16 protein-coding genes are annotated in these 20,579 nt (G+C 35.8%); 4 read left to right on the top strand and 12 right to left on the bottom strand.

Annotated elements, in window-relative coordinates:
• Positions 1-136 precede the first annotated feature (136 nt).
• Positions 137-1,216 carry a DUF6695 family protein gene (locus WH188_RS12545; protein ID WP_168127638.1) on the top strand — a complete coding sequence of 360 codons (1,080 nt, stop codon included), beginning with the start codon at positions 137-139 and terminating at the stop codon, positions 1,214-1,216.
• A gap of 9 nt (positions 1,217-1,225) precedes the next feature.
• On the opposite strand, the gene ung is transcribed toward WH188_RS12545, so the two are convergent.
• Positions 1,226-1,900 carry a uracil-DNA glycosylase gene (gene ung / locus WH188_RS12540; RefSeq protein ID WP_168127639.1) on the bottom strand — a complete coding sequence of 225 codons (675 nt, stop codon included), beginning with the start codon at positions 1,898-1,900 and terminating at the stop codon, positions 1,226-1,228.
• Positions 1,901-2,013: 113 nt separating this feature from the next.
• Between ung and WH188_RS12535 the strand changes: the two genes are divergently transcribed.
• On the top strand, positions 2,014-2,553 hold the full coding sequence (locus WH188_RS12535) for a tetratricopeptide repeat protein (RefSeq protein WP_021192435.1): 540 nt from the start codon (positions 2,014-2,016) through the stop codon (positions 2,551-2,553).
• Positions 2,554-2,585: 32 nt separating this feature from the next.
• Here WH188_RS12535 and WH188_RS12530 read toward each other — a convergent pair whose 3' ends face one another.
• Together WH188_RS12530 and WH188_RS12525 are read right to left on the bottom strand one after the other, a co-directional pair.
• Entirely contained in the window at positions 2,586-3,053 is a 468-nt protein-coding gene (locus tag WH188_RS12530) for a hypothetical protein (protein ID WP_168127640.1), read from the bottom strand.
• Between the two features lie 152 nt (positions 3,054-3,205).
• Positions 3,206-3,685, bottom strand: a complete 480-nt coding sequence (locus WH188_RS12525) for a DUF4293 domain-containing protein (RefSeq protein WP_168127641.1) — start codon at positions 3,683-3,685, stop codon at positions 3,206-3,208.
• Between the two features lie 267 nt (positions 3,686-3,952).
• Here WH188_RS12525 and WH188_RS12520 point away from each other — a divergent pair, with 267 nt between their 5' ends.
• Positions 3,953-4,480 carry a PglD-related sugar-binding protein gene (locus WH188_RS12520; protein ID WP_168127642.1) on the top strand — a complete coding sequence of 176 codons (528 nt, stop codon included), beginning with the start codon at positions 3,953-3,955 and terminating at the stop codon, positions 4,478-4,480.
• Between the two features lie 100 nt (positions 4,481-4,580).
• Here WH188_RS12520 and WH188_RS12515 read toward each other — a convergent pair whose 3' ends face one another.
• Both WH188_RS12515 and truA read right to left on the bottom strand, forming a co-directional pair.
• Positions 4,581-6,344 carry an ABC transporter ATP-binding protein gene (locus tag WH188_RS12515; protein WP_168127643.1) on the bottom strand — a complete coding sequence of 588 codons (1,764 nt, stop codon included), beginning with the start codon at positions 6,342-6,344 and terminating at the stop codon, positions 4,581-4,583.
• Positions 6,345-6,349: 5 nt separating this feature from the next.
• Complete coding sequence (gene truA / locus WH188_RS12510; RefSeq protein ID WP_206368547.1) at positions 6,350-7,111, bottom strand: tRNA pseudouridine(38-40) synthase TruA; 762 nt, start codon at positions 7,109-7,111, stop codon at positions 6,350-6,352.
• Between the two features lie 220 nt (positions 7,112-7,331).
• On the opposite strand from truA, the gene WH188_RS12505 reads away from it, so the two are divergent.
• A complete protein-coding gene (locus tag WH188_RS12505; protein WP_168127645.1) occupies positions 7,332-7,856 on the top strand; it encodes a hypothetical protein in 525 nt (174 codons plus the stop codon).
• 209 nt (positions 7,857-8,065) lie between these two features.
• Here the strand turns inward: WH188_RS12505 and WH188_RS12500 are convergent, their stop codons facing one another.
• From WH188_RS12500 to WH188_RS12470, 7 genes are all read right to left on the bottom strand, one after another.
• The gene (locus WH188_RS12500) at positions 8,066-8,434 is read right to left on the bottom strand and encodes a DUF7674 family protein (protein WP_021190059.1); all 369 of its coding nucleotides are present in this window, start codon (positions 8,432-8,434) and stop codon (positions 8,066-8,068) included.
• Between the two features lie 434 nt (positions 8,435-8,868).
• Positions 8,869-10,206 (bottom strand): DUF5125 domain-containing protein, encoded by a 1,338-nt coding sequence (locus WH188_RS12495; protein WP_168127646.1) that lies wholly within the window; start codon positions 10,204-10,206, stop codon positions 8,869-8,871.
• A 12-nt stretch (positions 10,207-10,218) separates the two neighbouring features.
• Complete coding sequence (locus tag WH188_RS12490) at positions 10,219-11,691, bottom strand: glycoside hydrolase family 30 protein (RefSeq protein WP_168127647.1); 1,473 nt, start codon at positions 11,689-11,691, stop codon at positions 10,219-10,221.
• A 39-nt stretch (positions 11,692-11,730) separates the two neighbouring features.
• Entirely contained in the window at positions 11,731-13,251 is a 1,521-nt protein-coding gene (locus WH188_RS12485; protein WP_168127648.1) for a RagB/SusD family nutrient uptake outer membrane protein, read from the bottom strand.
• An 11-nt stretch (positions 13,252-13,262) separates the two neighbouring features.
• Complete coding sequence (locus WH188_RS12480; protein ID WP_237682828.1) at positions 13,263-16,202, bottom strand: SusC/RagA family TonB-linked outer membrane protein; 2,940 nt, start codon at positions 16,200-16,202, stop codon at positions 13,263-13,265.
• Between the two features lie 242 nt (positions 16,203-16,444).
• Complete coding sequence (locus WH188_RS12475; RefSeq protein ID WP_237682829.1) at positions 16,445-17,965, bottom strand: DUF6377 domain-containing protein; 1,521 nt, start codon at positions 17,963-17,965, stop codon at positions 16,445-16,447.
• Between the two features lie 281 nt (positions 17,966-18,246).
• The gene (locus tag WH188_RS12470) at positions 18,247-20,532 is read right to left on the bottom strand and encodes a GH92 family glycosyl hydrolase (protein ID WP_339424095.1); all 2,286 of its coding nucleotides are present in this window, start codon (positions 20,530-20,532) and stop codon (positions 18,247-18,249) included.
• Between the last annotated feature and the right edge of the window lie 47 nt (positions 20,533-20,579).

The raw sequence follows: 20,579 nt of genomic DNA, 5'->3' as shown, positions 1-20,579 counted from the left end.
GATTAAGGTTACGTGTTGATAATGAATTTATCATAAATAAAACTGTGAAAAAATAGTTATTCATAATTACTATTTTTCGCATGTGACAGCATTAGAGAAGGCAATAAATTATATTTATTATCTTTACAAGACAGTTATGACAGATACTATTACACCATATCCTGATTTTGCACTTATTCTTTCTTGGCCAGATGCCACAATAAGAGGTGATGAAAAATGGATGATGTTTTTCAAAAAAATAGGGATCGTTAAGAATTTAAATTTTAAGGTTGGACATACTGGTGTTGTTATCATTTCCTCAAAAACAGGCGATTTGTTTTATTATGATTTTGGCAGATATATCTCCCCGCGAGGTTATGGACGAACAAGATCAAAGGAATCAGACCCTCTTTTATCAATCAGTATCAAAGCGACGTTCAACAATGGGGAGATTTCAAATTTAGAGGCTATCGTTGCTCATTTTGAAGATATGAAACCTGCTATGCAGGGAAGTGGTGAACTTTTCTTCTCTATTGTCAAAGGACTTAACTTTGACCATGCAAAAGCATTTGCAGATAAATGGGTACAGAAAGGTTCCTATCCTTACGGAGCAGTGGCAAAAGGAAACAATAACTGCTCCCGTTTCATTACACGGCTACTGTTTGCTTCTTCACGCCAATTTTGCTGGTCCCATCCAATTAATTTTCCGGAAACTATTAAAGCTAGTCCGATCAGCAATATTGTCAATTCTGCTGAGAACAAAATGATTTACCGTTATTCTCCAGAATATGGATTGCAGAATTTCAGAATGTCTCGCGTTCAATCACTCTTATTCTTAATTAAAAAGCTAAGTGAAAACGTATACAGCAAACAGGCTGCTTTACTCCCTGAAGACATCAGTATCGGAAGCATGTTATCTAAACATAAACCGCTTCATATCCCTGAGAGTTCTCAATATCTCGGTGGCGTTGGTGAAGGAGCCTGGTTTGATCTATCGTTGCTTAGAAACAATCAGTTACTCATACAGCGGTTTACCATAATCGGCACTTTTGAATATGCGATTATCGGTGAGATTGAAGAAAGAATAACGTGTTTGCAAGATCTAAAAATAACTTATGACAGCCATCTTCAAATGACACATGTGCTTTATAAGCAACGAAAAATCAAAATAAATCATCTCCATCATATTTCTACTCAAGAACTGCAATCGTTACTAGCGGAAGTTATGACTGCTTGAGATGGATAGCTAGATCAATTTCCAGTCAATCGGTTTTTCTCCACGTTGCTGTAAGAAGACATTTGTCTGAGAAAAATGCCTGCATCCGAAAAACCCACGATAAACAGATAAAGGTGATGGATGTACTGCTGTCAAAACCAAATGTTTCTGAGCGTTTATTAGGCTCGCCTTTTTCTGTGCATATGCACCCCACAATAAAAAGACTACAGCTTCCTTATTTTCTGAAATTGCCTGAATAACCTGATCTGTGAACTTTTCCCAACCTTTTTTCTGATGTGACCCTGCTTGATGTGCATTGACTGTAAGAGTAGCATTCAATAATAAAACTCCCTGTTTGCCCCAATACGATAAATCTCCTGATTTCGGAATTTTAAAGTCCAAAATATCTGTTTCCAATTCTTTAAAAATATTCTTTAAGGATGGCGGTAATGCAATACCCTCTGGAACCGAAAATGCCAGACCGTGAGCTTGACCATCGTTGTGATAAGGATCCTGACCCAAAATCACTACTTTAAGAGAATCAAAAGTTGTTAATCGAAATGCATTGAATACTAGATCTTGCGGAGGAAATACTTGTCCATTATCTCTTGCTTGTTGCACAAAAAAAGATAGATCAACCATATAAGACTGACCTAAAAGTGGGCCCAAAATCGGTTCCCAAGATTTATCAAAACGTTTTCCCATATTCTAAATATACAATTTTACAAAATAACAACTAAAACAAGTTGCTTTAGCGCACAATTTAACGGATATTTGCAAAATTAAACTCGATATACATTTACATTAAATATAGACTTATGTCAAATCTTGTAAGAATTATTATTAGCAGTGTGCTATTAATCGGAACAGTTGCTTTATTTTGGATTGGCCAATGGGGATGGGGTATTTTAGGAATATTCTTAACAATAATCGGATTTGTAACAGTTTTCTTCCATGAATATATGTTACTGGCGCAATGGTTTCTTCGCAAGCAAGATATGCCAAAAGCTGAAAAATGGTTAAATAAAATCACAAACTATGAAAAGCAGTTAATTCCGGCTCAATATGGTTATTACAATATGTTAATCGGCCTGATCGAATCGCAACGTGCTCCTATGCAAGCTGAGAAATATTTCAAAAAGGCATTGACATTAGGTCTTCATATGGATCACAATATTGCATTAGCAAAACTTAGTTTAGCAGGTATAGCAATGGCAAAACGTAATAAGCGTGAGGCAGAGAAATATTTACAGGAAGCTAAAAAAGCAGATAAGAGTAAATTATTGGCCGATCAAATCAAAATGATGAAAGATCAGATGGGTATGATGGATCGCCAACAAATTCGATACAGCAGATAAGTTATTAAATTTATATAGAAACGGCTGTTCAATTATAATTGAACAGCCGTTTCTATATAGTGACCTTCTTCTTCACTGTTTTCAAAGACAAGAATCAATTCTTTTGGTTTTTCTTTTCCCCAGTTTGCAATTTTTAGGGTCAACAATACAGGTTCATCCATTTTCATTAAATAGTTAATGTAGTTTTGCTTGTCCTCTAATTTTACCAGAATTTTCCCTAGACTTAGCGTTCCGAACAGATATTTTTTACCTTTTACATCAACCAATTGCGTACCATAAGTGTTTAATTTAAGTTCGCGTTCATTTCTATTGTAAGAGGTAAGAAAAAGCTCTACGGTTGCAGTCTTTAATTTAGCATCAATCTGGACGCTTTTAACATCAACTTGAATTTCATCTACTACTAATGGCTCCTTTTCTATCTTATCGGACTGTGCATACACAAACTGTCCAAATAAAATAAACATGCATATGATAACGAGGTCTTTTATTATTATTTTCATTGAATATAATCTGTTTTTAACTGTAATCAAACTAGCATGAGCATATTCACTACTATTTGTGAAGAATATGCAGATGCTGGTTTCATTTTTAAAAATTAAAAAAAGCTATGTACTGAATACATAGCTTTCTATATTAAATCTTGTTTTTCTTATTAACGTAATCGATCTGCAGACTTGATCAATTTTTCATCTTTACGAATTGCTCCTAATGCTAAGGATAGAAAAATAATGGATATCGGCAATAAAAAGAAGCCGACACCAATTGTCCCTGCTCCTAAAAACTGATTTACCGTTACTAAATGACCACTTGCACTTGCATATAACCATATGCCTAATAAAATGATCAATACAATATTCAGAAGAATCAATTTTATCTGAGTTTTGCGATTCTTAAATTTGAAGATGGTATATAGGGGTAACAGGCCAATTACTACCGTTGCAATGATCTGTAAGATATAATAAAAACCAGTTTCATGTGTTGGCAAACCAGCCGACGTTCCATAAATACCTGTTACTTTTACATCTTTTCCAAGGCCTACAAGATCATTATAATGAACATATGGAAACAGAAATAAGCCAAACAAAACAAGTCCGGCTACCAGCAAATAAATGGTTTGAATACGTTGAATCATTTTTTATATAAATTGATTGATGACAAACTTAGATAAATTTGATTGCAAACACAATATATTTCCGATACAAACACCCTTTTGTAGCTGGAGATAAGATTGAAAATTGTCTTTGTTTGGGTTACAATCAAATGTATTGCAATGTGATTATACTAGACTTAACGGTCACTTGTACTACTATATTCGCGAACTGCTAATTTAAAAATAACACATTACATAACAATAACAATTAATTCCTGCTTTTGATTTGGTATTTTTTACTTTTGCGAGATGTTATATATTTATGGCGCTACAGCACACGCTAAAGTTGCTGTCGAAACTGCAGAAGATCTTAAATTGGATATTGCAGGTCTTATTGATAAATCATTGCTTATTAATGATGTCTTTGATTATCCGGTTGAACTTCACGAGGAGATAAATCAGGAAGAAGATATGGTATTTGTAGCTGTTCTCGATTCGGGATTACGACAAAGAATTGTTTCCGAAAACTGTTTTTGGAAATACTGTTCACTGATACATCCTAAAGCGCATGTCTCTAAAAGAGCGGATATCGGCAAAGGCACTCTTATTTTACCTGGAGCATCCATTGCTCCTGATGTTCAAATTGGTAACCATTGTGTTATTGGTAGCAACGCAGTGATTGCAAGCAATACTATTGTTGAAGATTTTGTTACAATTGGCCCTAATAGCAGTATTGGAAGTAATGTTTTAATTGGAAGTGGTTCTGAAATAAGTGCTAATATACATATCACTGCAGAAGAGACAATCGAAAAAAACAGTTATATAATGTCTGTATAATAACTGTCTTCTTTTGGTGATTTTTACAGGAGGACGCAAAGCATCTATTACATAATAAGACCAAAGTAAAGAAAGCTTCCCTTACTTTGGTCTTACTTTTTCAAATTCCTGCAGAATGGAATTGCAGATCATACAGTTTTTTATAATAGCCATCGATATTTAGTAACTCATGGTGTGTACCCACTTCCATGATCTCACCTTTTTCTAAGACGATGATCTTATTTGCTTTTTGAATTGTCGATAGTCGATGTGCAATCACAATTGCTGTTCTACCCACCATTAAATTATCAATCGCATGTTGAATAAGTTCTTCTGTTTCCGTATCGACTGATGAAGTTGCTTCATCCAATACCAAAATTCGCGGATCATGTACTAAAGCTCTTATAAAGGAAATCAGTTGTGCTTGTCCTGAAGACAGTGTAGCCCCTCTTTCCTGCACTTGATAATCGTACCCACCTGGTAATCTCATAATAAAATCATGTGCCCCGACTTGTTTCGCTGCAGAAATGATGGATTCGCGTGTGATATGTTCGTCATGCAAATCTATATTATGTAAGATAGAATCTGAAAATAAGAAAACATCCTGAAGTACTGTTGCAATTGTTTTCCTTAGAAAGTTCAATTCATACTCCCGAATATCAACCCCATCAAGTAAAATCTGACCTTTATTAATTTCATAGAACCGGCTCAGAATATTGATAGTAGATGATTTTCCTGCTCCTGTAGCTCCAACTAATGCCAAAGTTTCTCCAGGTGCTACTTTAAAACTAACATCACGTAAAACCCAATTTTCATCGTTATAAGCGAACCATACATTTTTAAATTCAATCTCTCCTCGAACATGTGCTGGTTCTAAAGCTCCGCCATTCGGTGTATGTTCATCGGTATCTAACACTTCAAAAATACGCTCTGCACTCACCATACCCATCTGTAGGGTATTGAATTTATCTATTAACTCGCGAATGGGGCGAAAGATCATATTTATATACATGATAAAAGCGACCACGACCCCTGCTGAGATGACATCACCTAAAATCTGCTTGGCTCCAAACCACACCAATAAACCCAAAGAAATAGCCATGATAATCTCCAAAACTGGAAAAAATATTGAAAAATACCAATTGGCACGAATATGAGCATTCCGATGGTGACCATTGATATCTTTAAATTTATTCATCTCCTGTTCTTCACGGGCAAAGTACTTGATAATGCCCATTCCAGAGATATGCTCCTGTAGAAAGGTATTTAAATTGGAAACCCACTTCCGAACATCCTGAAAAGCAGATTTCATAGCCTCTTTAAATATATAGGTGGCAGCTATCATCAGTGGCATCGGCACGAGAACAATCAAGGTCAATTTCCAGTCGGTATAAAACATGACCCCGAGTATAACTACGAGCTGCAATAGATCACCAATAATTTGGATCAACCCTTCTGAAAAAATATTGGATATGGTTTCCAGATCTGAAATGGTTCTTGTTATCAGTTTTCCTAATGGTGTCTGATCGAAATATTTTAATCTAAGCTTGGTGATATGATTAAAAACTTCAATACGGATGTCACGAATTACAGATTGTCCGAGCGTATTGGTCATAAGGGTATGATAGTAGCGTACCAATGTTTGCACAATGAGCAATACTATCATCAGAATAAACATCAAACTAAGTCCGGATGTATTAAACTGTAATATATATTTATCCAGGGTATATTGGATCAATATCGGCAGTGCCGGAGCAACAGCTGCTAATAAGATGGTCAATACAACGGAGATCCAGAATATGTTACCATAAGGTTTCATATACTTAACCATCCGACGTAATAGATTGACGTCATACGTTTTTCCTACTATTTTCTCTTGACTCACTTTTTCTATTTTACAGGGTAAGGGTAGGCCACTTCAGTCAAATACAAGCCCTGAGCAGGTACAGATGTACCGGCCATTGAACGATTTTGACTAGCAATGACTTCTTCCATAAATGAAATTGGTTTACCTTTTATTCCGATCTCTAACAGGGTTCCAACAACAGCACGTACCATGTTACGTAAGAATCGATCTGCTGTGATATGGAAAATAAGTTTCCCTTCACTTTCCCAGATCCATTCGGCTCTTGATATCGTGCATATATTGGTAAAAACTTGTGTATTTGATTTGCTAAAACAACTAAAATCTTGTTTCCCTAACAAAAATTCGGCCGCTTTATTCATCTTTTCTACATCGGGAATATCTCTTAAAAATGAAGAGTATGCATATATAAAAGGATCTTTTTCGAAATGAAGGTGATATTCATAAGAGCGACGCACCGCATCAAAACGGGCATGTGCATCTTCATGAACAGGTAAAACAGATTTAACGGCAATATCATGAGGTAATAAACCATTCAATGCATATAGAAAACGATCCGGATTTGCTAATATTCCAGTGGCATCTGCATCAAAATGAACAAATAATTGTTTGGCATGAACACCGGTATCAGTTCTACCTGCTCCAATCGTTTCTGTTGGCACACGCAATAGAATTGCTAAAGCGTCATTCAATCGCTCTTGAACAGAAATTGCATTATTTTGAACCTGCCAGCCATGGTAATTTTTCCCAAAATAAGCTACTTCTATAAAAAATCTACTTTTCTCCATTTTCAAGGACAAAGGTATGAATTAGCAAGAAGATACAAGAATAATGATACGATAGAACTGTCTGAATAAATTCATAAAAGTAATGGCAGTTTACAATTTAAGACGAAAATGGGCTTCCTATATATCAAGGTTTTAAAAGAAATAAAAAAAAGTGTAACGTTTATAATTTTCTCTTACTTACTGTATAATAATTAAACAATAACAATTTAAAACCAAAAATATGGAAACGTTAAGCATCATTCAATCTATCAAATCAAAAATGAAAATGGAATTTTCGGCACAAGTTCTGGCTATGTTCTTACTTGCTTTTTTGCCGACTTATTTTGGATTTACTAAAGAACTAGCATTGATATACTATTTCTTTTATAGTATTTTGTTCATTTTTACCAGCTATTACTTCAGCCGGTTTTATTTTTTTTATAAAATATGTAATACCATCAATGTTCAAAATATTCAAGATGTAAGATCGTTCTATCATGAGCTACGATTAGAACTAGCAAATTATAAAAGCTTTCATTACATCACTACATTTATCGCATCGGGGTTTGGCATTTTATATTGTTATTTTAATAAGGTAAGCATTATTCCAGCCCTAAATAAAATGGAGTTATTATTCCCTGATCAAGTAAACTTATTTATCGTTTGTCTTGTTTTTGTATTAATTTTATTTATTCTGACAGAATATGCTGGTAGTTGGTCATACCGCAAACAATTGAAAGACCTAAAGTCCTATATCACGGCATAAAAATGTTCTTCTTCTCACAAAATATGAACTCGAATAAATATAAATCGGAATTTACATCAGTAAATATGAGAACAACTTAGGAAATAAGATTGGGAATGCATTCTATCACATTCCCAATTTTTAGTATATCTTTAAATCAATCCAAAGTATTTAGTCAATGCAACCCGTAAAGCATCTGATTATTCCTCTCTATTATTAAATAGTAGATTTTACCTGTATGCCATTGCTTTTTGTGCTGCATAAACTTTTTTTAGATCCAGAGGAAATTTTCTATATAAATCCTCCCATTGTGGCGGTGTACAGCTTTTTTTCATACTGTCAAAAGAACGCACAAATAAGTTTTCAATAATAAACCGCACATAATCATTTCCACGTTTATGAAGCCAGCCCATCACTTTTATACGGTCACCTATTTTTTGTATTTGTCCATTTGTTAGTTGTGACTTTAAAAAATTTACGACTGCCTGAAGAATCCCTGCGAAATTTTTATGGTTGGACAACTGACGTATTTCATTATTTATTTCTTTGTAATGAGCAGTTATATAATCTGTAGCTATATTTTCATTAATTGTATCCATTCCTTTTTTATTTATATCTTCTTGTTAAATTTCTTAAAAAATCACCTTGTCAACATATAAAAAACGATCAAAACCCCCAGAATATTGATCAGTTTCTACATATTTTTGTCACTGTTTTGTTATATGATTCCAACAATCACTTTCAAAGCAATCATTAGCTAACCAAAACTTCTTATTCACTAAAACCACTTTCTCTTTTTGCTATTGATACACGAAATTTGTGCCAAATAATCGTAACAGACCGAACAAACAATAAAACAACAGTTTAAGTAAATTATAAAAAAATCAAAAGACTGTATATCAATATCAAAATGATCGGCTACTATCAAAATGATAGTTTTTTTTTACCCTATCGTGATTTTTAACTTACCTATTCAATAAAAAAGCCTTTACTCAATTATGAGTAAAGGCCTACATATACTTCTTTAATTTGCTTATTTTTTCACGACTGTCAGAATAGCTTTGCTATTACCCTGACTCAAATCTACCGTCAAAATATAGCTAGTTCCTAAAGCAAGAGATTTACCAGAAACTATGCCTAAATTACCCGAATCCCTGCCATTATTGCCGTCACCAATAAAAATCATATCATTATCTGTACTGATACTTGTTGCTCCAAACTCGCCCCCCCAATCCTTTTGATGGAAAAATTTGAAGTTGATATTACTTGCATGAATGGACTCTCCGGCCTTCAAGGTAATTTGATATTTTTTGTTTCCGATCGGCATCATGCACAAAGCCCTCTCTGGGCTCCAACCAACTTGGTTAGTTGCAATGCCGGGCTTACCAATACCTTCTCCAATGATCCAGATAGCTCCTGTACCATCGGCTTTCAGTGATGCCAGATTTGCTCCATCCATGCTTTCTACAAGAAAATACTTCAATTTAAAATCTACCGTTATACGATACTTTCCATTAATACCGTTAAAATTGATGGATCCATCTGACTTTTGTGTGAAATAATCCGGATCAATCCACCAGTTTTTCACATCGTCGATACCATCAAATGTAACCTGTTCACCATTTTTCAGCTCCAACTCTCCTTTAAAATGATCATCATCCATGCGACTTAATAAATTACCATTCAAATAAATATTTATGAATGGCGATGCTTCATAAGTCAAGGTATTAAACTTTATGCTATATACACCGGAAGTTAAATTGGTAAAAGGAATTTCAGTCGTAGATCCAATTTCAACAGTATTGTTGACCCAACCAAAATTCATTAGATTTCCTTGCTCACCTACTTTTGGAGCCTGGATATAACCCTTTACTGAAGATGGAAAACTTTCTGTAACCGCATATTCATTAGTCCCTATTTTCTCCATCTTATAGGATTTAGACTCTGTTACTAAATTCAAATAAGGAAAATCTGGTCTAGTCAAATCAATTTCATAAGACTGTTCAGTCATTTTCTGACTAATATTCTGTAGAATAAATTTTAACGTTGCCTTACCATTTGGCACATTCTTATAGAAGGGTATAAAGATCTTTCCAGAATAGTCTCCATTTTCCTTTGTTCGTATAGTGGTTTCCGACACTTGGTCATCTGTAAAAAACAACTGTACTTTTACAGTCGATAAAGCAATCTCTTGATCCGAAGCATGTACTTGAAATACTAAACTGTCTCCAAAGTGAGCTGCTGACATATCTGATTTCACTTCCAATTTGGGCTCACCTATTTGATACACATATTTTTCATCCTTTTTACAGGAATACAGCGTCGCAACTGCGACAGTTCCTAATAGGAAATTTAAAATAGGTCTTTTCATATTTTTTAGATTTTAATTGGCCCAACGATAAGAAACTACTGATTTAGCCGGCACCTCATAGCTGAAATGATTTTTTGAATCACTTATTGTAATCTTTCTATTTTCTTCGGCATCATTCAGCAATACAATTGCATAAGACCCATCTTTATTTTGAAATGCAGTGTACACTAGCCCCTCTGCTGTATATCCTTTCGCTCCAATACGAACTGCACCAGATTTTACGACTGACGAAAGGTGTCCTACAATGTAGTAGTGCGAATTGCGTGTGATATTCTTAAAATTAGATTTACTGATATCAACAGCACCATAACAGGTCTGGCATCCCCCTTCACGATTTGGTCCTTTATCGGTGTCTAACATCAGATTCCAAACTATAACTGCCCGGCTCCAATTATTGACCGTTCCTAACGCTACTTCACGCATATCTTCCATTAATCTCTTTTCAAGATTTCGACCTTCATTCCACTCTCCGATAGATGTTTCTGTAAAGACCAGTTCTTTATCTGGACGTTGGTTATGAATATCCAATAATTCAGCTTTGTCACCGCCATAATTGTGAAATGCGGCTCCAGCTATATAAGAAGCGGCACCTGCATCGTTATAAATTTTCACAGGATAGTCATTTTGATCAGCAATATTATCATAGTTGTAATTATGATCGAAGGCATAGATTTTAGTTTCTAACGCAGCTGCTTTCAATTGCGGACCTAATGCTTGTTTAATAAAAGCCTGTTGTTCTTGCCAGGTCATGTATAACGAAGCCGAATTACCACGGTTTAACGGTTCGTTTTGAACTGTAATCGAAGATACCGTGATACCTTCTTTTTTCATTGCCTGCAACCACTGCACAAAATACCATCCATAGTCTTGGTAATGCTTAGGGTTTAATTGACCACTCTTCCAAGAATCGAAAGGTTTCAAATCTGTCAAATTATTTACTTTCATCCATTTGGGCGGTGTCCATGGAGAACCCATAATTTTGATTGATGGATTGATTGCCAGTATTTCTTTTAGCACAGGTAGGATATATTGCTTCTCTTCGAACTGCAAAGCAAAATTTTCTTTCCCTTCTTTATCCCAACAGGTATACTCACTTAAAGAGAAATCAGAACATCCAATAGCGATTCTAATATAATTCATTCCCATACCTTTTTCATCTGAAAAAGTTTCTGTTAAAAACTTGGTGCGATCTTCTTTACTCATCTTCATTAAGTTATAACAAGTAGATCCTGTAATAGCGGCACCAAAACCGTCCATCGTTTGAAACTTTTGGGTAGGATCTAATGTGATCGTGTTTGGTGACATATTAAATTTCGTACTGAAATCTATAAATCCTTTTGTAAAATCTTGGGAGCGTGTATTGGTTGTTGTATAAATCGTTACATCGCCTTTGTCTTTTATGTTATCTGAAGCTGAAGGCTTATAGCTATCTCGGTTACATGATGTTGCCGTGATTAAACAGGACAACAGGAGTGTATATATCATAGTGTTATTATTTTTGCGTTTCATAAAGTTTTCAATTAATTAGTACCCTAGATTTTGCACTAAATTTGGATTCTGATCGATCTTTGCTTGTGGGATCGGCAGGCGGTATGAATTCTTATTAAAAGGGTAAACTTGCGATTTACGCCCTGAATCTTTTGCGTAAACTGCATTCATAATAGATTCGACTTTATCCAATCGGACTAAATCAAACCAACGCTGTCCTTCAAAAGCTAATTCTAAACGTCGCTCTTTCAATAATGCATCCAACATACGATCTTTAGCAACACGTATTGAATTATCTAATTTCGGAAGTTTTACTCTTTCTCTTATACGATCTATGATATCTGCAGCAGCAGTTAAGTTGGGACTTGCTTGCATAATCAATGCTTCGGCTTTCAGTAATAATAAATCGGCATATCTTAGTTTTACCATACTACTCATACCTGATCGCAACTTGAACATAAAGGGATAGTGTGATGCCGGATAGTAGTTACTCCATGTGGCTACATAATAAACGATTGATTGATTCATTCGAATTTGATCACCTTCATTTTGATAGGTCTGAATTAAATCTCGCGAAGGAGTTACCCATTTGGCCCATGTAAAGCTATTATCGTAGTTCGAAAGGTCACGGCCGAACATCCATGTTGCCCAGTTACCTGCTCCTGGAAGAAATTGTGCTTCTAGGATTGATTCACGTGTATTACGCTGTGCTAAATCTGTATTACCAGCATTCATGGCATAGATATCGGAATAATTAACATTCAGATCAAAGCCATCGGTAGCAAGAGCATCCACATACTGGACAACTTTATTGTAATCACGTAATGGTTTTTCGGCATAAACTTTGGCAAGCATGGCTCTTGCTACAGATTTAGTAAATATTGTTTTATTGGAGGAACTTGTATTCGGAGCATCAACTAATGCTTCCAGCAAATCTTTTTCAATCTGCATATAAGCCTCTTCCTCCGTACTTTGTTTTGGAAAGTATTGTGGATATACTTCAACAATATTTTCCGAGGTAATATCTCCAGCTATGGTTGTAATAACTGGGATAGATCCGAAAATTCTTACCATATCAAACATTGCCAATGCGCGAAATATCTTTGCTTGTGCTTTATACAATTTAATTTCAGCATCGTTAACTGATCGATCAGCTACACTATCCACGTGTATAATCAAACGGTTGGCGCGTGCGATATCTTCAAGATAGCGATCCCAATCTCTTTCTACTACAGAGTTAGAGCCTTCAATAGCATTACTCTCAAAAGGCACAACTTGTGCTCCTGTTGTACCTGCATATGCATTGTCGGCATGGGATTCTGCAATCAACAGTAAATCAACATACCAATGTTCCTGACGATCACGCATTTGATTATACAAAGATGCCAAAAAATTGTCTACTGCAGCTTTATCTTTAAATACAACTTTTTCACCTGTAACGGTTTCTCCTTCTGTAATGTCGGAATATGAATCTAGTGGATCTCTGACCAATGAACAGGCCGACAGCAATGTACTAAACACCAACAAGATAAGCAGATATCTATATATTATTTTCATGATGATTTTCATTAAAATTCAAGGTTAACACCTATAACAAATGAGCGGCTGTGTGGATAAGTTCCCCAATCAATCCCTTGAATAGTTCCACTTCCACCCCATTGATTTACTTCTGGATCCATGCCTGAATATTTGGTCCACGTCAACAAATTACTGGCTGAAAAATAAGGCTGTATTTTTTGAATACCGTTGCGTTTTAACTTTTCTGAAGCGAAACCATAACTCAATGAAATATTTTTCAATCGTAAGTAGCTTCCATCTTCAATGAAATAATTCGAATTTTTCATATCATATCCAGCTTTCGGTACTTCTGTGATTTGTCCAGGAATCTTCCAGCGATCCAATACTTTAGTAATTTGATTTTTCCCGTCATACATTCCTTCCATTTCCATACGACTAGCGTTGTAAAGATCATTTCCATAGGTTCCTTGTAAGAAAATACTAAGATCAAAATTCTTCCAAGAAAAGCTATTAGTCATCCCATATGTAAATTTTGGATTTGGATCGCCAATGTATGTACGATCTGAAGATGATATCTTTCCGTCTCCATTTAGATCTCGGTACATCAATTCTCCGGTTTCTGGATTAACACCATCACTGATATAGCCATAAAATCCTCCTAATGCTCGACCTGGCTCATTTCTTACGACATAATCATTAACAACTTCACTGGTCTTTGCTGCGTAATATATTTTTTGAAGCTCTACTTTATCGAGTTTATTTCGGTTGAATGATATGTTAAAGTCGGTATTCCATGTAAAATCTCCATTTAGATTTTTCGATCCGACAGTTAGTTCAAATCCTTTATTGGTCATTTCACCTTCATTACGGGCGATTGTTGAGGCTGTATTCCCTGCTGGAAGGCTAGCATACATCAACATATCTTTGGTTTTTTTATGATAATAATCTACTGTTACATTTAACCTATTATTGAATCCTGCAAAATCAATTCCTACGTTGGATTGCGTAGTTGTTTCCCAACTTAAATCTGGTGTACGTAGGCCTGCTGGATTAATATTAGGGACAGCATTTTCCAGTCCTACTTGAAACCACTGAAAACGTTCTATATTGTATAATTGGAGGTAAGAATAATCTCCTATTCCGGATTGGTTTCCTGTCTGTCCCCAACCTCCCCTAATTTTGAAATCATTTATCCATTCGATATCTGACATAAAGGATTCAGACGATGCGCGCCATGCCGCTGATAGAGAAGGAAAATAACCCCAGCGATCTTTGGGATTTAATTTGGAAGATCCATCTGCCCGTACATTAGCCGTTAACATATATTTTCCATCGTAGTTATACATTGCACGTGCAAAGTAAGACATCATCCCCCAATTAGATGCGCCAGAACCAGTTCCATTCCACGAAATTTTATTTGCAGCATTCAGGGTTTGAATCAGATCATTACGATAGTTGGACCCATTGATATAACTATTGGTATATTTTGAATCTACCCATGATGACCCTGCCATAGCTTCTAAACTATGTTTACCAAAATTTTTGGTATAAGTCAATACATTATCCCAAGTTAATCTGGTATTCATATTTCTAAAATCTGAGGCGGTTCCGAATTGACTTCTCCCCCATGCTGTCGATATTGGATCAAGAAAATTTGTGGTTAAAGCATTTCTTCTATCCATTGTAAAAGAAGATTTGAAAGTCAATTCAGGCATAAAAGTGATCAAGGTACTACCTGTCGCCAATAAGCGATTCTCACGATTATTGTTGTACTTACCTCGTGCTAAATTTTCCAATGGGCTTGTAATATTTCCTATTCCATAAAAATTATTATAGTATTGATTTGGATTTACAGGATCCCAAACTGGTGCATAGGTAGGAGTATTGATCACGGATAGTACCACACCTCCCCTACTTGCTCCAGTACCCGTAATTATACCATTATCGTTGTAATCTGAATAATTGATATTGGCTGTTACTTTCATCCATTTTCTTAACTGATTATCGATATTAGCTCTAAAATTATAGCGTTTAAAGAACGATCCTTCTAGGACACCTTTATCATTCACATAACCTGCAGAAAGAAAATAACGCAACTTTTCTGTCCCATCTGAGATTGACAATTGATAGTTTTGCTGTATTCCTGTTTTATATGCTTCCTTAGCCCAGTCTGTTTGATCAGCAAGTCCTGATGGCAAGTTTACCATTCCTATTTCATCCTGCAGCTCTTTATATTGTTGGACATTGAGAACGTCAAAACTATTATTAACGATATTTGCTGTGTACTGCGCATTGAGATTGATTTTGGCTTCTCCACTTTTACCTGATTTGGTGGTGATGAGCACGACACCATTTGCTGCTAAAGATCCATAAATCGCTGCTGAAGATGCATCTTTCAGAATCTGAATATCTGTCACATCATTTGGAGACAAAAATTTTAGATTATCGACCGGTACTCCGTCGACGACATAAAGTGGATCATTACTTCCATTAAAAGATGTTGTACCACGGACTTTAATAGACATTTCAGCTCCGGGTGCACCATTCGGCTGTATTACCGCAACTCCTGCAGCTTTTCCTTGAATTGCTTGACCGACATTGACAATTGGTCTTTTTTCAAGATCTTTTGTTGATACCGATGAGATTGCTGTGGTTACATCTTTTCGTTTTACGCTACCGTACCCAATCACAACCACATCTTCCAGTACATTGGCAGAAGAGCTTAATTGTACTGTCAGGTTGCTAGAATTGACCACCACTTCCTTTCTATCATAACCAACGTAGGTAAATAACAAAGTTGTTCCGGATGGAACCGAGATTTGAAAGCGTCCATCTTCTTGAGAAGATACGCCATTGACTGTTCCTTTTTGAACAATTGTAACACCTCCTAGTGGCTTTTGATCTTGGACATCAAGTACACGTCCACTGATCTGTATTTTATCCTGAGCGACGGATGTACCGACTATCGCAAAGAAATAAATTACCCACATAAAAAGAGTTGCTTTCTTAGTAAAGAAAATCATAAGCATTTATAAAATGGTTTCAATAATTTAGTTTGAGAACTACTCAAATAGCCATAGAATTCCCCAGCTCTATGACAAAAACAAAGCTACTAGAACGCTGAGCGGGATAAAAGGGTCTAAATCTAAAAAGTACTGATCATATTTTCTAAACACCTTAAAACAAGATGGTTAAATAAAATTTAGGGAGTTAAAAAGTACTAGATTGACCTTTAAGAGCGATCAATTACTGCAATTTGTCGGACTTGATCTTCAAAATCATCTCGATTTCCAACGGCTTTATTGCGGACTTTGGTCCGATAGTTATAGACTGTGCGAAGGGAGTAACGTAAGAAACTCGCGATCTTAACACTGTCTGAAATGCCCAGACGAATCAAGGCAAAAATGCGGAGCTCAGTATTTAGAAACTCACCTTTCTTGGGTAGGATTTGCTCATCTGAAGCAAGCAGTTTATTGAAATCTGCAACAAATGAAGGATATAGATTTAAGAAAATGCGGTCAAAATTAATATATAACTGCTGCACTTCCCGTTCGACCATCTGTGTGGATTTCAGTTGATCTTTGATCGCATCCCATTGCTGGGTACTGGCTTTCTTAAGAAGTGCTTTCCGTATGTCTTCCATCTTATCAATATAATTGGAACAGAGATCAAAAAATTGGGCGATATATTCTTCTTTGATGTGATTTGATTCAAAGAGCTGCATGTTTTTATCATTGACCTCTTCATTCAGTTTACGTAAATTGCTATTGGTCATCGAAAGTTCTTCACGTGTTAACCTTAGTCGTTGTACCTGCCTAAAGATAAATACCAAACCGATAATCAAGATCAATGATAAAAAGCTAATGACAATTAACATCACTTGTAACTGTCTATTCTGGGTATTGATTTTCTTCTGATAAGCTGCGTTAATAATCGGATAAAAAGATGTGCCTTCTACTATACGATAACGAACATTACAACCCATTGCGTCATCGATCGCTTTTTCGATAAATTTAAATGCATGATCAAAGTCGCGGAGCTCATAATAAGTCAATGCCAGATCTTGCAAAGAGGCATTGTCACGATTAGCAATTTCAATATCAGCAATTGCTGACTGCGCAAAATAATAACGCTGTGCGATTATATTTTTTTCCTGCTTATAGATTAGTCCTATGAAATAGGCAATAAGTGCTCTTTGTTCTAAATCTTCTTTGTTTTCCTTCCACATGGCTTTAAATAAGGTCTTAGCCTCTTCTCGCTGTCCTTGAAATAGGATTTTAATCGCTGTTGCACTTTTAAACTGAGAAGACTGAGGATCAAGAACCATTAACAAGGAGTCTCGGTAACGCTCACTGGCCTGGTAGTATTTTTCATGATTATTGCTTTGGCCATAATGGCTGTAAAAAGCGCTATAAGTTTCATAATATTGCGGTAATAATGTACTTGATAGTGTCGTGGGATTTAACTGTTGCAATACATGTTCTGCCTCAATGTACCTACCTATTGAAGAATAGATCCAAGCCAGATCTAGACTTACGGCTATTGATGACGAATCTGAATTTTTTAAAGCTAATTGTCGACATAGCATAATATAATGCAATGCTGAGTCGGATTGAAACTTTTTATAGTTTTTAAATATTTCGTAATTTTTCTTTAGATAGTCATGTTCATCTTTTTTTACCAAAGAGGCTTCCTGTTTAAGTTTAGCAATATGATCTTCTCTTTTTTTCACATAGAGTTCTTGATTTTCCATAACATAATCAAGCTTGCGATATAGACTTATACTATCGCTCAAATCTTGCGCAAAGACTGTTAAAATGAAAAAATAGAATAAAAAAAGAGTAATAAAACGTTTCGTCATTATTTAAATTCCCCAATGGTTGAAGATAAATATATCATATTTTAGCTATAAAAAACAAACAGGGGGCAGACAAAAAATTGTCGCCCCCTGTTTAACAGCCTAATAACAACCTTTGTTGGCATTAAAGATCTCTTTTAAAAATTTTCGTTAGTATATTCAAAATTGATTTATTGCTACAATTTCATTTTACTGAATGAGTAGGGTGCATCAGTATCTTTAATTCCTCTTTTTTTGTTCGGTTTATCAGCCATATCAAATTGCAACTCCCCCCCTTTCATTAGCTCCTTATATTGAAAGAAATTCTTGGTATACATTTTCCCATTAACCTTTACTTCATTGACGTATACGTTATCTTTATTTTGATTAGTCGCGTCGATCTTCAGTGTTTTCCCATTTTGTAGATTTAATTTGACGGATTGAAATTGTGGTGATCCCAATACATATTCGCCCGAAGCTGGAGCTACGGGATAGAAACCCAAAGCTGAGAAAACATACCAAGCAGATGTTTGTCCATTATCTTCATCACCACAATAACCATCGGGAGTTGGCAGATAAAGCTTATCCATGATTTGGCGCACCCAATATTGTGCTTTCCAAGGCTCAGCAGCATAATTATAGAGATATGGCATGTGCTGAATTGGCTGATTACCATGTGCATATTGGCCCATATTCATGATTTGCATTTCTCTCATTTCGTGGATCATACTTCTGCTCTTCATGCCCTCGTAGCTTGGTATCACAAATACGGTATCAAGCATTGCATTGAAAGCCTTTTTACTACCCATTAAATCAATCAAACCTTGCGGATCATGGAAGACACAAAAACTCCAGTGCCACGCATTTCCTTCAGTATACTCTTTAGACCAGGCACTTGGATCAAAAGGTGTAATAAAAGTACCATCAGATTTTTTTCCACGCATCAATTTTGTCTCAGCATCATAAATATTTTTATAATTCATGGCACGCTTTGCATAAATTGAAATTTCTGAATTTGGTTTTCCTAAGGCTTTTCCAAATTGATAGATACTCCAATCATTATAGGCATATTCCAAAGTCCTGGCGACATTTTGATTGATATTCTTATCAATAGGTATAAACCCTAATGTATTATACACCTCATGACCGAACCTTCCTGTTGCTGAAATTTTAGGATGAGCGTTATTTGCCCCATGCACGACAGCGTCCCATAATAGATCAGCATCATATCCTTTTCTTCCTGTTGTAAAAGCATCTGCCACCACTGAGGCCGAATTATTACCGATCATTGACTCGCGATGCCCCGGGGAAGCCCATTCTGGTAAAAATCCACTTTCCTTATATGCATTTACCAGTCCAGCCTGCATACGATCATTCATTTCAGGGTAGATGAGATTCAATAAGGGAAATAAGCTTCTAAATGTATCCCAAAATCCGGTATCTGTAAACATTTCTCCGGGTAGAACCTGTCCGTTATAAGGACTATAATGCACCCTTTTTCCTTTTGCATCTATTTCTGAGAAATCTCGCGGAAATAAAGTCGAACGATACAAACAGGAATAAAAAGTTTTTAAACGATCAATATCTGGATCTTTCACCTCAACACGTCCCAATACTTCATTCCATTTCGCTTTTCCTACCGCAACTATCTCATCAAACGTTTTGCCTTTAACTTCTTTAAGGTTTAGCTCCGCTTGTTCAAAGCTGATGAATGATGATGCAACACGAGCGATAACTTGCTCACCTCGTTTCAAATTTTTAAATCCTACGATAGCACCTGCATGGTTATCTTTCATTTCTAATACATCATTTTTGATATCGCCACTCTTTACAGCTGCTTTAAAATCAAATGAACGATCAAAAACGATGACAAAATAGTTTTTAAAGTTATCAGGCACGCCACCACTATTCCGGGTGTTATACCCGATTATCTTATTTTCTTCTGGAATTACTTTAATGTATGATCCTTTATCGAAAGCATCAATAACCACCTGAGCTGCTGCAGTTTTTGGAAAGGTAAAACGAAATATTGCCCCTCGCTCCGATGGTGTTAATTCTGTAGTCACATCATGATCTGCAAGATATACACTGTAGAAATACGGTTTTACGACTTCTGCTTTATGGGAAAACCAGCTCGCACGCTTTTCTTGGTCAAAGACTGGTTCTCCAATTGTTGGCATAATAGAAAACTGTCCATAATCATTATTCCAAGGACTTGGCTGATGGGTTTGTTTAAAACCTTTGATTTTATCTGCCGTATATATATAGACCCAGCCATCACCCATATTGCCTGTTTGTGGTGTCCAGAAATTCATGCCCCATGGCATTGCAATAGCTGGATAGGTATTCCCATTTGACAATTCGTACTTAGACTGTGTCCCGATCAATGGGTTGACATAATCGACAGGACTAAATGACTGTGCTTTGCTCAACTGAACAGAGAGCAATAAAACTAATGCTCCTAAATTTTTTTTAAAATTCATTATTGTATTTTTCATTTTGATTGAAACCGCAGGAAGCAAGGTTTCAA

The sequence above is a fragment of the Sphingobacterium sp. MYb388 genome (assembly GCF_037479535.1).
GTDB classification, from domain to species: Bacteria; Bacteroidota; Bacteroidia; order Sphingobacteriales; family Sphingobacteriaceae; genus Sphingobacterium; species Sphingobacterium anhuiense.
The sequence above is the reverse complement of the archived record's forward strand: the minus strand, read 5'-3'. Positions and strand labels throughout refer to the sequence as shown.